The following is a 15,252-nucleotide window of genomic DNA, read 5'->3' on the forward strand; positions in this document are numbered from 1 at the left end:
AGATGCTCAAGGAGATGATCGAGCGCAAGCGGCGCAACGACTTCGTCCGCAAGCGTGAGTTCGACATGCTGCGCAAGATGCGCCGCAGCGAGGTGCTGGCCGGGCAGGACCCGGCCGCGCGGCCCTCCTTCTTCCAGAGCTCGATGCCGTCCAAGCCGGACGACCGCGCCACCACGCTGAAGAAGATCGACGAGATCGAGGCGCAGATGTCCATGCAGTGGTGGAAGACCAAGCATGGCGACAACTCCTCGCGCCTGGGCAGCAGCACCAACTTCCCGGTGTCGTCGCACATGCCGCCGGACGCGATCGGCCGCCACTCCGAGCCGCCGGCCAGCCCCACGGCCTACATCCGCACCGAGCCCGCACCGCTGGCGCCGCAGTCCGGCGAGGTGCGCACGGAGCAGGCGCCCCTGATGGAGTCGGTCACGCCCCGGCGCATGCGCGTGGAGCCGGAGGACCGCACCGAGGCCGCGCCGCTGGAGTTCACCTCCGAGGACTTCCCTGAGGACGAACTGGCGCGCCAGGCGCCGCCGCCGGCGCCCATGGCGCCGCCACCGATGGTGCCGGGGGCGACGATGGCGCAGACGCCACCACCGCCGCCGGCACCCGTGCCGGCTTCCCCCGCGTCCCGGCAGGGGCCGGTGTCGGAGTCGCCCGCCAGCGCCTTCTCGTCGTCCAAGCTGTTTGCCATCGACGTGGAGGAGTTCGCCCACGACCCCGAGCTGGAGGAGGCCTCCATCCGCTTCGCCAACGGCGATGACGAAGGCGCCGAGGCCGGCCTGCTGGAGGTGCTGGCGCCCACCGGCACGCGCGTGAACCACGACGAGACCTGGCTCACGCTGTTCGACCTGTACCGGGCCACCGGCCGGCAGGACCGCTTCGAGAACGCCGCCATCGACTTTGCCAGCCGCTTCGGTCGTTCGGCGCCGCAGTGGTTCTCGCTGCCGGAGATCGTGGGCCGCATGAGCGCGCCGGCGCCTGCGCCGGCGGCTACCGGCCCGCAGGGCATCGCCGACTGGACCAGCCCCGCCATCTTCGGCACGCAGTCGCTGGCCGCGCTCAACGCCGCGCTGGTCAAGGCCACGCCGCCGTTCCGGCTCAACTGGTCCAAGCTCACCTCCATCGTCGAGTCGGCCGTGGAGCCGCTCACCCGCACGTTCACCCAGTGGGCGGGGCAGACGATGCAGCTGCGCTTCATCGGCGCCGACGTGCTGGAGAAGGTGCTGCGCGACGCCACGCCCTCGGGGGACCGCGGTGTCAACCCGGCGTGGTGGAAGCTGCGCATGGAGGTGCTGCGTGTCATGCACCGACCGGACGAATTCGAGCTGGTGGCGCTGGACTACTGCGTGACCTACGAGGTGTCGCCCCCGTCGTGGGAGAGCGCCCGCTGCGAATACAAGCCGCTGCAGGCGGATGGCAGCTACGCGGCCGGCCACACCATCATCGGCGAGGCCTTCCGCGACTCCATCGCCTCAGGCATGACCACCGGCTACGGCGACAGCACGCTCATGCATTCGCAGATGTCGAACGTCGCCACGGTGGAGCTGGCCGGCCAGATCCTCGGGGATGCGTCGGAGGCCCTGCACAAGCTGGAGACCCGCATGCAGGGCGCCGACGTGATGATCATCTCGTGCGCCCGGCTGATGCGCATCGACCTCACGGCCGCCGGCACGCTGCTGAACTGGGTGACGGCCCGTCAGGCCGAGGGCCGCCAGGTGCAGTTCGTCGACGTGCACCGGCTGGTGGCCGCGTTCTTCAACGTCATCGGCATCAGCGAGCACGCCCGGATCATCGTGCGGCATGATTGAGTGACGATGATCGCTGGGGTTGCGCTGGCGCTCCACCCCAGCCTACCACGTACCCCGATCCCGTAGGCTGGTGGTGACCGAAGGGAACCCCAGCTCTCCCACTTCTCTCGAATCCGCATGGAACAGTTCCACGGCACCACCATCCTCAGCGTCCGCCGCCAGGCCCCCGACGGCCAATGGCGCGTGGCCATGGGCGGGGACGGGCAGGTCACGCTCGGCAACATCGTCGTCAAGGGCTCGGCGCGCAAGGTGCGCAAGATCCATCACGGCCAGGTGCTCGCGGGCTTCGCCGGCGCCACGGCCGATGCCTTCACCCTGTTCGAGCGCTTCGAGGCCAAGCTGGAGAAGCACCAGGGTCATCTGGTGCGCGCGGCGGTGGAGCTCACCCGCGACTGGCGCACGGATCGCGTGCTGCGCCGGCTGGAGGCCATGCTGGCCGTGGCCGACCGCGAGGCCTCGCTCATCATCACCGGCAACGGCGACGTGCTGGAGCCCGAGCACGGCATCGTGGCCATCGGCTCCGGCGGCGCCTATGCGCAGGCTGCGGCGCGCGCGCTGATCGCCCACACCGAACTGGGTGCGCGCGAGGTGGTGGCCAGTGCGCTGGGCATCGCCGGCGAGCTGTGCATCTACACCAACATGCAACACACCATCGAGGAGCTGGGTTGACCCCGCAGGAAATCGTCTCCGAACTCGACCGCCACATCGTGGGCCAGGCCGAGGCCAAGCGCGCGGTGGCCATCGCGCTGCGCAACCGCTGGCGCCGCCAGCAGGTGGAGGAGAAGCTGCGCGCCGAGATCACGCCCAAGAACATCCTGATGATCGGTCCCACCGGCGTGGGCAAGACCGAGATCGCGCGGCGCCTGGCGCGGCTGGCCGACGCACCCTTCCTGAAGGTGGAGGCGACCAAGTTCACCGAGGTCGGCTACGTGGGCAAGGACGTGGACAGCATCATCCGCGACCTGGCTGAGGTGGCCGTCAAGCAGACGCGGCAGGCGGCGATGCGCAAGGTGCGCACCCGCGCCGAGGACGCCGCCGAGGAGCGCGTGCTCAACGCGCTCATTCCCGGTGCACGCGGTGACGAGCCGCCCGGTGACAGCGCCGCGCGGCAGGTGTTCCGCAAGAAGCTGCGCGAGGGCCAGCTCGACGACAAGGAGATCGACATCGAGGTCGCCGAGGCACGGTCGCAGGTGGAGATCATGAGCCCGCCCGGCATGGAGGAGATGACCGAGCAGCTGCGCGGCCTGTTCAGCCAGATGGGCAATGCGCGTCGCCGCAGCCGGCGCATGAAGATCCGTGAGGCGATGACGATGCTGGTCGAGGAAGAGGCCGCGCGGCTCGTCAACGAGGAGGAGATCCGCGCCGAGGCGATCACCAGCGCCGAGCAGAACGGCATCGTGTTCATCGACGAGATCGACAAGGTCACCTCGCGCGCCGAGGGTTCCTCTGGCGCCGAGGTCTCGCGCCAGGGCGTGCAGCGCGACCTGCTGCCGCTGGTGGAAGGCTCCACCGTTTCCACCAAGTACGGGCCGATCAAGACCGACCACATCCTCTTCATCGCCAGTGGCGCGTTTCACCTTGCCAAGCCCAGCGACCTGATCCCGGAGCTGCAGGGCCGCTTTCCGATCCGCGTGGAGCTGCAGTCGCTCACCGTGGGCGATTTCGAGGCGATCCTGACCAGCACCGACGCATCGCTGGTGCGCCAGTACCAGGCGCTGCTGGCCACCGAGGGCGTCACGCTGGACTTCACGCCCGAGGGCGTGACCCGGCTGGCGCAGATCGCTTGCGAGGTGAACGAGCGCACCGAGAACATCGGTGCGCGCCGCCTCGCCACGGTGATGGAGCGCCTGCTGGACGAGCTGAGCTTCCACGCCACCCGGCACGAAGGGCAGACGATCCGCATCGACGCTGCGTATGTCGAGGCACGGCTGGCGGGCCTGAGCCGCGACGAAGACCGCTCGCGCTACATCCTCTAACAAGCTGGATGAGTCTCAGGAAGCACTTGCAGACCGCGCTGTAAGTGCTTGCTTTTGAAGGGTTTTTGCCGAGGAATCGGCTGCAAAACCGCTTCTAAGTCATTGATTTCATTGTGAAAAGCGCCACATGTTGGCGCTTGCTTCGCTGCGTTTTCCTGCTACAGTGGAAAAAAGTGCAATTAAGTGGGGGAAAGTGCATTCGCACGCCTCCTTGCCGATCTTTCCACCATCCGAGGGCCGTAGCAGGTGTTCCAGGGCGCGTCGTCGCTGAGTCTCGATGCCAAGGGGCGGCTGTCCATGCCGACCCGGCATCGTGACGTGCTCGCGGCCACGGCGAACAACCAGCTCACCGTCACCAAGCATCCGCACGGCTGCCTCATGATCTTCCCGCGGCCCGAGTGGGAGGCCTTCCGCCAGCGCATCGCCCAGCTGCCGATGTCGGCCCAGTGGTGGAAGCGCATCTTCCTGGGCAATGCGATGGATGTGGAGCTCGACGGCACCGGCCGCGTGCTCATCTCCCCCGAGCTGCGCACAGCGGCCGGCATCGAGCGCGAGACCATGCTGCTCGGCATGGGCAACCACTTCGAGCTCTGGGACCGGGCCACCTACGAGGCCCAGGAGGCCGAGGCCATGCGCGCAGGCATGCCCGAGGCCTTCCAGGACTTTTCCTTCTGAAGGCGGGCGGTGGCAGGCACATGGCAACACACCACCGTCTTGTTGAACGAAGCAGTCGACGCCCTCCTGGCGGATGTTTCCAGCAAGACGGTGCCCACCTACGTGGACGCGACCTTCGGCCGCGGCGGCCACAGCCGCCTGATCCTGTCGCGGCTGCCGGCAGCCGGCCGGCTGATCGCCTTCGACAAGGATCCGGAGGCGGTGGCCGAGGCGGCGCGCATCGCCGACCCGCGCCTGTCGATCCGCCACGAAGGCTTCCGGGCCCTGGGCACCTTGCCGCCCGGCAGCCTGGCCGGCGTGCTGCTGGACCTGGGCGTGAGCTCCCCCCAGATCGACAACCCCGCAAGGGGTTTTTCCTTTCGTGCCGACGGCCCGCTGGACATGCGCATGGATCCCACGCGCGGCACCAGCGCCGCGGAATGGCTTGCCACCGCCCCGGTGGAGCAGATGGCGGAGGTGATCCGTGACTACGGCGAAGAACGGTTTGCTGTTCAGATTGCAAAGGCGATTGCAGCTCGCCGACAGGAACGGGGCCCTCTTGCAACCACCGGCGAACTGGCCGAGCTCGTGGCTCGTGCGGTCAAAACCCGCGAGCCGGGCCAGGACCCTGCTACGCGCACATTTCAGGCTCTTCGGATTTTCGTCAACGCCGAGCTTGAAGAGCTGCAAGAAGCGCTAGAGGCCAGCTTGGACGTGCTCGCCCCCCTCGGCCGCCTGGTGGTGATCAGCTTCCATTCGCTGGAAGACCGCATCGTCAAGCAGTTCATCGCGCGACACTCGCGTGACGAGGTGGATCGGCGCGCGCCTTTCGCGCCGCCGCGGCCGATGAAGCTGCGCGCGCTGGCCCGCGTGAAGCCCTCCGCCGACGAGGTGGCGGCCAACCCGCGCTCGCGCAGCGCGATCATGCGGGTGGCGGAGAGGACGACCGCATGACCCGCCTCAACCTCGTGCTCCTGGCCGCGGTGATCGCGAGCGCGCTGTACCTGGTGCGGGTGCAGTACGAATCGCGTCGCCTGTACACGGAGATCGAGAAGGCGCAGTCCGAGTTCCGCCATCTCGAGGTGGAGCACGAGCGGCTGCAGGTCGAGAAGCGTGCCCAGGCCACACCCGGGCGCGTGGAGCGCCTCGCGCGCGAGCAGCTGCAGATGCGCGCGGCCAGCCCCGCCATCACGCAGTACGTGACGCTGCGCGACACGCCGCAGGAGGCCGCGAAGTGAGCAGCGCCCGCTCCCTCGCCTACACCTCCAGCCCGCTGCTGGCCAGCCGCACGCCGGTGTGGCGCAGCAAGCTCATCGTGGCCGGCATCGCCGCCGGCTTCCTGGTGCTGGCCGGCCGCGCCGCCTGGATCCAGGTGTTCGGCAACGAGTTCTTCCGCAAGCAGGGCGAGGTGCGCTTCGCCCGCACGCTGGAGCTGCCCGCCAACCGGGGCCGCATCTTCGACCGCAACGGCCTGCTGCTGGCCACCAGCGTGCCGGCGCCCAGCATCTGGGCGATTCCCGAAGACGTGGACGCCGATCCCAGGAAGCGCGCCGAGCTCGCCCGCCTGCTCGAGATGCCGCTGGCCGATCTGAACCGCCGGCTGGACAACGAGGACAAGACCTTCGTCTGGCTCAAGCGCCAGGTCGACGACGAGGTGGCGCGCCGCATCGCCGAGCTGGGCATCAGCGGCGTCTACCAGCGCAAGGAATACCGCCGCCAGTACCCCGAGGGCGAGGCGGCCGCGCACGTGGTGGGCTTCACCAACGTGGAGGATCATGGCCAGGAGGGCGTCGAGCTCGCCTTCCACAAGGACCTGGCGGGCCGCGCCGGATCGCGCCGCGTCATCAAGGACCGCCTGGGCCGGATCGTCGAGGACGTGGGCGAGCAGGTGCCGCCCGTGGATGGCCGCGACCTGCAGCTGTCGATCGACAGCAAGGTGCAGTTCTTCGCCTGGCAGAAGCTGCGCGACGCGGTGACCGAGCACAAGGCCAAGGGCGGCAGCGTGGTGGTGCTGGACGTCGAGACGGGCGAGGTGCTGGCGCTGGCCAACTACCCCTCGTACAACCCGGGCAGGCGCGTCAACCTGTCCGGCGCGCAGCTGCGCAACCGCGCGCTCACCGACACCTTCGAGCCCGGCTCCACCATGAAGCCCTTCGTGGCCGCCCTGGCGCTGGAGAAGGGCATGGTCACCCCGCAGTCGCCGATCCAGACGGCGCCCGGGCGCATCACCATTACCGGCTCCACCATCAGCGATGCGCATCCGCATGGCGTGCTGACGGTGGAACAGGTGATCCAGAAGTCCAGCAACGTCGGCACCGTCAAGATGGCGATGCAGATGCAGCCGCGCGAGATGTGGGACCTGTACAGCGAGGTCGGCTTCGGCCAGCGCCCGCAGCTGCCCTTCCCCGGTACCGTCAGCGGCAAGCTGCGCGCGTGGAAGACCTGGCGGCCCATCGAGCAGGCCACCATGAGCTATGGCTACGGCCTCTCGGTCAGCCTGTTCCAGCTCGCGCGTGCCTACAGCGTGTTCGCGCGCGACGGCGAGCTGGTGCCCGTGACGCTGCAGAAGGCCGACGGCCCCGCGCCGGGCGTGCGTGTGCTGCAGCCGCAGACGGCGCAGCAGGTGCGCCACATGCTGCACCTGGCCACGCAGAGCGGTGGCACCGCGCCCAAGGCGCAGGCCCTGGGCTACTCGGTCGGCGGCAAGACCGGTACCGCGCACAAGCAGGAGGGCAAGGGCTACGCCGACAAGAAGTACCGCAGCTTCTTCGTCGGCCTGGCGCCGGTGGAGAAGCCGCGCATCGTGGTGGCGGTGATGGTCGACGAGCCCAGCAACGGCCGCTACTACGGTGGCGACGTGGCCGCGCCGGTGTTCAGCGCCACGGTGCAGCAGAGCCTGCGCATGCTGGGCGTGCAGCCCGACATGAACGTCAAGCCGCAGATCGTGGTGCAGGCGGTGGAGGAGTCGTTCTGATGCGTACCCTCACCACCCCCCGCGAGGCGGCCGACTGGCTGCGCGCCCGCGTGCGCGGCGCCCTGCACTGCGACAGCCGCAAGGTGGGCGCGGGCGACGGCTTCATCGCCTGGCCCGGCGCCGCCACCGACGGCCGCCGCTTCGTGCCCGCGGCGCTGGCGCAGGGGGCGAGCGCCTGCCTGGTCGAGCGCGAGGACTGCGAGGCCTTCGGCTTCAGCGGCGAGGCCGTGGCGGCCTACGCCGGCCTCAAGGCCGCCACCGGCCCCATTGCCGCCCTGTACCACGACGAGCCGAGCCAGCAGCTTGACGTGCTGGCGGTGACCGGCACCAACGGCAAGACGTCCACCGCGTGGTGGCTGGCCCAGGCGCTGTCGCAGGTGCCTGGCGCTCATGCGGTGCCCTGCGGCCTGATCGGCACGCTGGGTACCGGCCGGCCGCCGAACGTGGAGCACACCGGCCTGACCACGCCCGATCCGGTGCTGCTGCAGCGCCAGTTCCGCCGCTTCCGCGACGAGGGCCTGCGGGCCTGCGCCATCGAGGCCTCCTCGGTGGGCATCGTGGAGCGCCGGCTCGACGGCACGCAGATCCGTGTGGCCGCGTTCACCAACTTCACCCAGGACCACCTGGACTACCACGGCACCATGGAGGCCTACTGGGCCGCCAAGCGCGAGCTGTTCGGATGGCCCGGCCTGCGCGCCGCGGTGATCAACCTCGACGACGCGCGTGGCCCCGAGCTGAACGATGCCCTGCGCGACCAGGGGCTGGACCTGTGGACGGTCTCCTGCGTGCGGGAGGCGCGGCTCGCCGCGCAAGCCATCGGCTACACCGCCGCCGGCCTGCGCTTCGAGGTGGTGGAGGGCGCCGAGCGCCATGCGCTGCAGACGCAGCTGATCGGCCAGTACAACGTGTCCAACCTGCTGGGCGTGCTGGGCATGATGCGCGCCGTGGGCGTGCCGCTGGCCGCCGCGGTGCAGGCCTGCGCCGACCTGCTGCCGGTGCCAGGCCGCATGGAGCGTCTCAACGAACCGGGCCAGCCGCTGGTGGCGGTGGACTATGCCCACACGCCGGACGCACTGGACAAGGGCCTGCAGGCGCTGCGGCCGCTGACCGCGCAGCGCGGCGGACGCCTGTGGTGCGTGTTCGGCTGCGGCGGCGAGCGCGACCCCAACAAGCGCCCGCTGATGGCAGCGGTGGCGGAGAAGAACGCCGACCGCGTGGTGGTCACCAGTGACAACCCGCGCGGCGAGAACCCGCAGGCCATCATCAGCCAGATCCTGCTGGGCCTGTCGCACGCGCGCTGCGTGGAGGTGCAGGCCGACCGCGCCCGCGCCATCGCCGAGACGGTGGCCGCCGCGGCCCCGCAGGATGTGGTGCTGGTGGCCGGCAAGGGCCATGAGGACTACCAGGAGATCGCGGGCCAGAAGCTGCCCTTCTCCGATGTGGCGCATGCACGCGCGGCGCTGGCCGCCCGCAAGGAGGCCGCATGACGGCCGGCCTGTTCACGCTGGGTCAGGCGCAGGCGTGGTTGCCGGGCGCCACCCTGCGCGGCGATGCATCGGTGCCGGTGGCCCGCGTGCACACCGACACGCGCACGCTGCAGCCGGGTGACCTGTTCGTGGCGCTGAAGGGCGAGACCTTCGATGCCAACGACTTCCTGGAGCAGGCACGCGCGCAGGGGGCCGTCGCCGCCATCGCGCATCGCGGGTGCCTGCCGGCCGGCCTGCCGGGCCTGGAGGTGGACGACACCCGGCTGGCGCTGGGCCAGCTCGCGGCCGCCTGGCGTGCGCAGTACGCGCTGCCGGTGATCGCGGTGACCGGCAGCAACGGCAAGACCACCGTCACGCAGATGATCGCCGCCATCCTGCGCGCGCACGCGGGCGAGGCCGCGCTGGCGACGCAGGGCAATCTGAACAACGAGGTGGGCCTGCCCCTCACGCTGCTGCGGTTGCGCGCGTCGCATCGCATCGCGGTGGTGGAGCTGGGCATGAACCACCCGGGCGAGATCGCCTACCTGGCCGGTCTCACCCGGCCGACGGTGGCGCTGGTGAACAACGCCCAGCGCGAGCACCAGGAATTCATGGCCTCGGTGGAGGCGGTGGCGCGCGAGAACGGCAGCGTGCTGGCAGCGCTGGCCGACGACGGCGTGGCGGTGTTCCCGCACGGGGACGCCTACACCGCGCTCTGGGGTGACCTGGCCGCCGGCCGGCCCTGCGTCACCTTCGGCGAGGCCGGTGCCGACGTGGCGCTGGCCGAGGCCGAATGGCGCGGCGACCAATGGCTCGCGCATGCGGTCACCCCGGCGGGCCTGCTGAGCCTGCACCTGCGCATCGCGGGCCGGCACAACGTGCGCAATGCGCTCGCCGCCACGGCGTGCGCGCTCGCCGCGGGCGTGCCGCTGGCTGCCATCGAGGTCGGGCTGCGCGCCTTCGAGCCGGTGAAGGGCCGCTCGCGCGCCATCGCGCTGCAGCTGGATGGCCGCCCCCTCACGCTGGTGGATGACAGCTACAACGCCAACCCGGACTCGGTGCGCGCCGCCCTCGACGTGCTGGCGGAGCTGCCCGGCCCGCGCCTTGCGGTGCTGGGGGACATGGGGGAAGTGGGCAGCCAGGGGCCGGCGTTCCACGCCGAGGTGGGCGCGCACGCGCGCGAGCGGGGCATCGATCAGGTGTTCACGCTGGGTGAGCTGGCCACGCACATGGGTGCGCGCCACTTCGCCGACATGGACACCCTGCTGGCCGCCGTGCGGGCCGCGCTGCCGGGGGTGGCCAGCGTGCTGGTGAAGGGCTCGCGCTTCATGCGCATGGAGCGCGTGGTGGAGGCGGTGCAGGCCGCCGCCTGCCCGCCCGAACAACAACGATCCGCGGAGAACACCCATGCTCGTTAGCCTGGCTGCCTGGATGCAGACGCTCGGGCCCGAGTTCGGCTTCCTGCGCGTGGTGCAGTACCTCACCTTCCGTGCCGTCATGGCGGCCATGACGGCGCTGCTGATCGGCATCGCCCTCGGCCCGTGGGTGATCCGCCGCCTGACCGAGCTGAAGATCGGCCAGCCGGTGCGCGGCTATGCGATGCAGACGCACCTGCAGAAGAGCGGCACGCCCACCATGGGCGGCGTGCTGATCCTGATGGCCATCGCCATCTCGACCCTGCTGTGGTTCGAATGGACCAACCGCTTCGTGTGGATCGTGCTGGTGGTCACGCTGGGCTTCGGCGCCATCGGCTGGGTGGACGACTGGCGCAAGGTCGTCAACAAGGACCCCGAGGGCATGCGCTCGCGCGAGAAGTACTTCTGGCAGTCGGTCATCGGCCTGGTGGCGGCGCTGTACCTGGTGTTCAGCATCTCGGAGAGCTCCAACGCGCGCGTGCTGGACCTGTTCTTCAACTGGGTCGTCTCCGGCTTCGACGTGGACCTGCCGCCCAAGGCCGGCCTGTGGCTGCCCTTCTTCAAGGAAGTGGCGTACCCGCTGGGCGTGTTCGGCTTCGTCATCATGACCTACCTGGTGATCGTGGGCGCGAGCAACGCGGTCAACCTCACCGACGGCCTGGACGGCCTGGCGATCATGCCGGTGGTGATGGTGGGCTCGGCCCTGGGCGTCTTCGCCTACGTCACCGGCAGCGCGGTGTACTCGAAGTACCTGCTGTTTCCCTACATCCCCGGCGCGGGCGAGCTGCTGATCTTCTGCGCCGCCATGGCGGGCGCCGGGCTGGCCTTCCTCTGGTTCAACGCCCATCCGGCGCAGGTGTTCATGGGTGACGTGGGTGCGCTGGCCCTGGGCGGCGCGCTCGGCACCATCGCCGTGATCGTGCGGCAGGAGATCGTGCTGGCCATCATGGGCGGCATCTTCGTGGTGGAGGCGCTGTCGGTGATGGCGCAGGTCGCGTGGTTCAAGTACACGAAGAAGAAATACGGCGAAGGCCGGCGCATCCTGAAGATGGCGCCGCTGCACCACCACTTCGAGAAGTCCGGCTGGAAGGAGACGCAGGTCGTGGTGCGTTTCTGGATCATCACCATGCTCCTGTGCCTCGTGGGCCTGTCCACCTTGAAGCTCCGGTGAACGCGATGGACTTGCAAGATCGTCACGTTCTCATCCTCGGCTGCGGCGAATCGGGCCTGGCCATGGCGCGCTGGTGCGCGCGGCACGGCGCTCAGGTGACCGTGGCCGACACGCGAGAGGCGCCGCCGAAGCTGGAGACGCTGCGCGCCGAGCTGCCGCAGGCGCGCTTCGTGGCCGGCCCGTTCGACGCCGCCTTGGTGCAGGGCGCCGCGCGTGTGCTGCGCAGCCCGGGCCTGCCGCCGGCGCAGGCGGCGGCGGTGGAGGCCGAGGCACAGGCGCAGGGCATTCCGGTGCAGGGCGAGCTGGCCCTGTTCATCGAGGGCCTGGCCGCGCTGCACGCTGACCCGGAAGCCATGCCGCGCATCCTGGCGGTGACCGGCACCAACGGCAAGACCACGGTCACCGCGCTCACCGGCCTGCTGGTGGAGCGCGCGGGCCGCTCGGTGGCCGTGGCCGGCAACATCGGCCCGACGCTGCTGGATACGCTGGCGGCGAAGGCCGATGCCGGCGCGCTGCCCGAGGTGTGGGTGCTGGAGCTCTCCAGCTTCCAGCTGCATGGCGTGGAAGGCTTCGAGCCCACCGCGGCCACCGTGCTGAACCTGAGCCAGGACCATCTGGACTGGCATGGGGACATGCAGGCCTATGCGGCGGCCAAGGCGCGCATCTTCGGCACGCGCGGCCTGATGGTGCTGAACCGCGACGACCCGCAGGTGATGGCCATGCTGCCGGCGCCAGTGCGCCTGAAGGGCGGCCGCATGGAGCAGCGTGCGCACGTCTGCTTTGGCGCCGACCTGCCGCAGCGGCCGGGCGACTTCGGCATCGAGACCGTGCACGGCATGACCTGGCTGGTGCGCGCGCACGAGGCCGACGAGACCCTCAAGCGCCGCCGCGACGAGGCCGAAGAGATCCACCTGCAGCGGCTGATGCCGGCCGACGCGCTGCGCATCCGCGGCCGGCACAACGCGGTGAATGCGCTGGCCGCGCTCGCGTTGGCCACCGCCGCGGGCTGCCCGCTGGCGCCCATGCTGTACGGCCTGCGCGAATACCGCGGCGAGCCGCACCGGGTGGAGCCGGTGGGCATCGTGCGCGAGGTCGAGTACTTCGACGACAGCAAGGGCACCAACGTCGGCGCCACCGTGGCCGCGCTGCAGGGCCTGGGTGCCGAACGGCGCGTGGTCGTCATCCTGGGCGGCGACGGCAAGGGGCAGGACTTCAGCCCGCTGGCCGTGCCGGTGGCCCGCTTCGCGCGTGCCGTGGTGCTGATCGGGCGTGACGCGCCGCTGATCCGCGCCGCCATCGAATCCACCGGCGTGCCGCTGCAGGACGCCGCCACGATGGAGGACGCCGTGCGCGCCTGCGCGGCCCGCGCCCACTCGAGCGACGCCGTGCTGCTGTCACCGGCCTGTGCCAGCTTCGACATGTTCCGCAACTACCCGCACCGCGCGGAGGTGTTCCGCGCCGCGGTGCACGCACTCGCCGACGAGGCGGGCACGATGCTGGAAGGGGAGGCTGGATGACCTTCGCGGCCACCCTCAAGAGCTGGCTGCCGGGCCAGCGCGCGCGGCTCGACGCCACCGGCAGCGCGCCGCTGCGCGGCTTCGACCAGGCGCTGTTGTGGGTCATGGTGGCGCTGCTGGCCTGGGGCCTGGTGATGGTGTACTCCGCCTCCATCGCGCTGCCCGACAACCCCAAGTTCGGCCGCTACGCGCACAACCACTTCCTGATGCGGCACGCGCTCTTCCTGGGGCTGGCCTTCCTGGCCGGCCTGCTGGCCTTCCAGGTGCCGATGTCGGTGTGGGAGCGCTGGGCGCCCTGGCTGTTCGTGCTGGCGCTGCTGCTGCTGATCGTGGTGCTGATCCCCGGCATCGGCAAGGGCGTGAACGGCGCGCGGCGCTGGATCGTGCTGGGGCCAATGTCGTTCCAGCCGTCGGAGCTGGCGAAGTTCGCCGTGCTGCTGTATGCGGCCGACTACATGGTGCGCAAGATGGAGGTGAAGGAGCGCTTCTTCCGCGCCGTGCTGCCGATGGCCGGCGCGGTGGCGGTGGTGGGCCTGCTGCTGCTGGCCGAGCCGGACATGGGCGCCTTCATGGTCATTGCCGTCATCGCCATGGGCATCCTGTTCCTGGGTGGCGTGAACGCGCGCATGTTCTTCCTCATCGCCGCGGTCATGCTGGTGGCTTTCGTGCTGATGATCGCGCTGTCCGAGTGGCGACGCGAGCGCATCTTCGCCTACCTGGATCCGTGGAGCGAGAAGCATGCGCTGGGCAAGGGCTACCAGCTGTCGCACTCGCTCATCGCCATCGGCCGCGGCGAGATCTTCGGCGTCGGCCTGGGCGGCAGCGTGGAGAAGCTGCACTGGCTGCCCGAGGCGCACACCGACTTCCTGCTGGCGGTGATCGGCGAGGAGTTCGGCCTCGTCGGCGTGCTCACGCTGATCGGCTGCTTCTTCTGGATGACCCGCCGCATCATGCACATCGGCCGCCAGGCCATTGCGCTGGACCGCGTGTTCGCCGGTCTGGTGGCGCAGGGCGTGGGCATCTGGATCGGCTTCCAGGCCTTCATCAACATGGGCGTGAACCTGGGCGCGCTGCCGACCAAGGGGCTGACCCTGCCGCTCATGAGCTATGGCGGCTCCGCCGTGCTGATGAACGTGATCGCCATCGTGGTGGTGCTGCGCATCGACCATGAGAACCGGGTGCTGATGCGGGGAGGACGCGCATGAAGTGCGCGCTCGTCATGGCGGGTGGCACGGGCGGCCACATCTTCCCAGGCCTCGCGGTGGCCGAGGCGCTGCGCAGCCGCGGCTGGCGCGTGCACTGGCTGGGCGCGCCCGGCAGCATGGAAACCCGGCTGGTGCCGCCGCGCGGCTTCGCGCTGGAGACCATCGACTTCGGCGGCGTGCGCGGCAAGGGCGCGCTCACGCTGGCGCTGCTGCCGCTGCGGCTGCTGCGCGCGTTCTGGCAGAGCATCGGGGTCGTGCGGCGCGTGCAGCCGCACGTGGTGCTGGGCCTGGGCGGCTACATCACCTTTCCGGGCGGCATGATGGGCGTGCTGCTGGGCCGGCCCCTGGTGCTGCACGAGCAGAACTCGCGCGCCGGCCTGGCCAACAAGGTGCTGGCGGGCGTGGCCGACCGCGTGTTCACCGCCTTCCCCGGCGTGCTGCCCAAGGCCGAATGGGTGGGCAACCCGCTGCGCGAGGCCTTCCTGCGGCAGCCGCCACCGGCCGAGCGCTATGCCGGCCGCACCGGCCCGCTGCGCCTGCTGGTGGTGGGCGGCAGCCTGGGCGCCAAGGCGCTGAACGAGATCGTGCCGCAGGCGCTGGCGCTGATCCCGGCCGAGGTGCGGCCGGTCGTCACGCACCAGGGCGGCGAGAAGCAGATCGACGAGCTGCGGGCGAACTACGCGCGTGCCGGTGTCGAGGCCGAACTCGTGCCCTTCATCGAGGACACCGCGGCCGCCTTCGCGCAGGCCGATCTGGTGATCTGCCGCGCGGGTGCCAGCACGGTCACCGAGCTGGCCGCCGTGGGCGTGCCGGCCCTGTATGTGCCGTTCCCGTTCGCGGTGGACGACCACCAGACCACGAACGCCCGCTTCCTGGTGGACGCGGGCGGCGGCTGGCTGATCCAGCAGCGCGAGCTCACGCCGCAAGGCCTGGCCGACCTGCTGCGGTCGCTGGACCGCAACACCCTGCTGGCGCGCGCCGAGGCCGCCAAGCGGATGGAAAAGACCCACGCCACCGAAGACCTGGTGGCCGCCTGCGAGGCATTGGCTGCGCGATGACACCGAAC

Annotated in this window: 13 protein-coding genes; all 13 read left to right on the plus strand. The window is 70.3% G+C overall.

Annotation, left to right across the window (positions count from 1 at the left end):
* Nucleotides 1-1,808 (plus strand): STAS domain-containing protein (locus ACE3T5_RS11165; protein WP_374667547.1); only part of this gene is annotated, 1,808 nt, incomplete at its 5' end.
* Between the two features lie 117 nt (nucleotides 1,809-1,925).
* Nucleotides 1,926-2,477, plus strand: coding sequence for an ATP-dependent protease subunit HslV (hslV, locus tag ACE3T5_RS11170; protein ID WP_374667549.1), 552 nt, complete (start codon nucleotides 1,926-1,928; stop codon nucleotides 2,475-2,477).
* Nucleotides 2,432-3,784 (plus strand): ATP-dependent protease ATPase subunit HslU, encoded by a 1,353-nt coding sequence (hslU, locus tag ACE3T5_RS11175; protein ID WP_374667551.1) that lies wholly within the window; start codon nucleotides 2,432-2,434, stop codon nucleotides 3,782-3,784. Before hslV ends, hslU begins: the two co-directional genes overlap by 46 nt.
* Nucleotides 3,785-4,030: 246 nt before the next feature.
* A complete protein-coding gene (gene mraZ / locus ACE3T5_RS11180) occupies nucleotides 4,031-4,459 on the plus strand; it encodes a division/cell wall cluster transcriptional repressor MraZ (RefSeq protein ID WP_374667553.1) in 429 nt (142 codons plus the stop codon).
* 9 nt (nucleotides 4,460-4,468) lie between these two features.
* Nucleotides 4,469-5,392 carry a 16S rRNA (cytosine(1402)-N(4))-methyltransferase RsmH gene (rsmH, locus tag ACE3T5_RS11185; RefSeq protein ID WP_374667555.1) on the plus strand — a complete coding sequence of 308 codons (924 nt, stop codon included), beginning with the start codon at nucleotides 4,469-4,471 and terminating at the stop codon, nucleotides 5,390-5,392.
* Complete coding sequence (ftsL, locus tag ACE3T5_RS11190; protein WP_374667557.1) at nucleotides 5,389-5,676, plus strand: cell division protein FtsL; 288 nt, start codon at nucleotides 5,389-5,391, stop codon at nucleotides 5,674-5,676. The genes rsmH and ftsL overlap by 4 nt, the downstream gene beginning before the upstream one ends.
* Complete coding sequence (locus tag ACE3T5_RS11195) at nucleotides 5,673-7,412, plus strand: peptidoglycan D,D-transpeptidase FtsI family protein (protein WP_374667559.1); 1,740 nt, start codon at nucleotides 5,673-5,675, stop codon at nucleotides 7,410-7,412. Before ftsL ends, ACE3T5_RS11195 begins: the two co-directional genes overlap by 4 nt.
* Nucleotides 7,412-8,899, plus strand: a complete 1,488-nt coding sequence (locus ACE3T5_RS11200; protein ID WP_374667561.1) for a UDP-N-acetylmuramoyl-L-alanyl-D-glutamate--2,6-diaminopimelate ligase — start codon at nucleotides 7,412-7,414, stop codon at nucleotides 8,897-8,899. Before ACE3T5_RS11195 ends, ACE3T5_RS11200 begins: the two co-directional genes overlap by 1 nt.
* Complete coding sequence (gene murF / locus ACE3T5_RS11205; RefSeq protein WP_374667563.1) at nucleotides 8,896-10,296, plus strand: UDP-N-acetylmuramoyl-tripeptide--D-alanyl-D-alanine ligase; 1,401 nt, start codon at nucleotides 8,896-8,898, stop codon at nucleotides 10,294-10,296. The genes ACE3T5_RS11200 and murF overlap by 4 nt, the downstream gene beginning before the upstream one ends.
* A complete protein-coding gene (mraY, locus tag ACE3T5_RS11210; protein ID WP_374667565.1) occupies nucleotides 10,286-11,464 on the plus strand; it encodes a phospho-N-acetylmuramoyl-pentapeptide-transferase in 1,179 nt (392 codons plus the stop codon). The genes murF and mraY overlap by 11 nt, the downstream gene beginning before the upstream one ends.
* A gap of 5 nt (nucleotides 11,465-11,469) precedes the next feature.
* Nucleotides 11,470-12,981: a UDP-N-acetylmuramoyl-L-alanine--D-glutamate ligase gene (gene murD, locus ACE3T5_RS11215; protein ID WP_374667567.1), complete on the plus strand. Its 1,512-nt coding sequence runs from the start codon at nucleotides 11,470-11,472 to the stop codon at nucleotides 12,979-12,981.
* Nucleotides 12,978-14,186, plus strand: coding sequence for a putative lipid II flippase FtsW (ftsW, locus tag ACE3T5_RS11220; RefSeq protein WP_374667569.1), 1,209 nt, complete (start codon nucleotides 12,978-12,980; stop codon nucleotides 14,184-14,186). Before murD ends, ftsW begins: the two co-directional genes overlap by 4 nt.
* Nucleotides 14,183-15,244: an undecaprenyldiphospho-muramoylpentapeptide beta-N-acetylglucosaminyltransferase gene (gene murG, locus ACE3T5_RS11225; protein WP_374667571.1), complete on the plus strand. Its 1,062-nt coding sequence runs from the start codon at nucleotides 14,183-14,185 to the stop codon at nucleotides 15,242-15,244. The genes ftsW and murG overlap by 4 nt, the downstream gene beginning before the upstream one ends.
* Nucleotides 15,245-15,252 lie beyond the last annotated feature (8 nt).

The organism is Ramlibacter sp., assembly GCF_041916345.1.
GTDB lineage: Bacteria > Pseudomonadota > Gammaproteobacteria > Burkholderiales > Burkholderiaceae_C > Ramlibacter.

What these genes read in the sequence shown, in the direction of transcription:
- mraY (WP_374667565.1), top strand. Translation starts at nt 10,286, where the DNA reads ATGCTCGTTAGCCTGGCTGCCTGGATGCAGACGCTCGGGCCCGAGTTC.
- murD (WP_374667567.1), top strand. Translation starts at nt 11,470, where the DNA reads ATGGACTTGCAAGATCGTCACGTTCTCATCCTCGGCTGCGGCGAATCG.
- ftsW (WP_374667569.1), top strand. Translation starts at nt 12,978, where the DNA reads ATGACCTTCGCGGCCACCCTCAAGAGCTGGCTGCCGGGCCAGCGCGCG.
- ftsL (WP_374667557.1), top strand. Translation starts at nt 5,389, where the DNA reads ATGACCCGCCTCAACCTCGTGCTCCTGGCCGCGGTGATCGCGAGCGCG.
- ACE3T5_RS11200 (WP_374667561.1), top strand. Translation starts at nt 7,412, where the DNA reads ATGCGTACCCTCACCACCCCCCGCGAGGCGGCCGACTGGCTGCGCGCC.
- murF (WP_374667563.1), top strand. Translation starts at nt 8,896, where the DNA reads ATGACGGCCGGCCTGTTCACGCTGGGTCAGGCGCAGGCGTGGTTGCCG.
- hslV (WP_374667549.1), top strand. Translation starts at nt 1,926, where the DNA reads ATGGAACAGTTCCACGGCACCACCATCCTCAGCGTCCGCCGCCAGGCC.
- murG (WP_374667571.1), top strand. Translation starts at nt 14,183, where the DNA reads ATGAAGTGCGCGCTCGTCATGGCGGGTGGCACGGGCGGCCACATCTTC.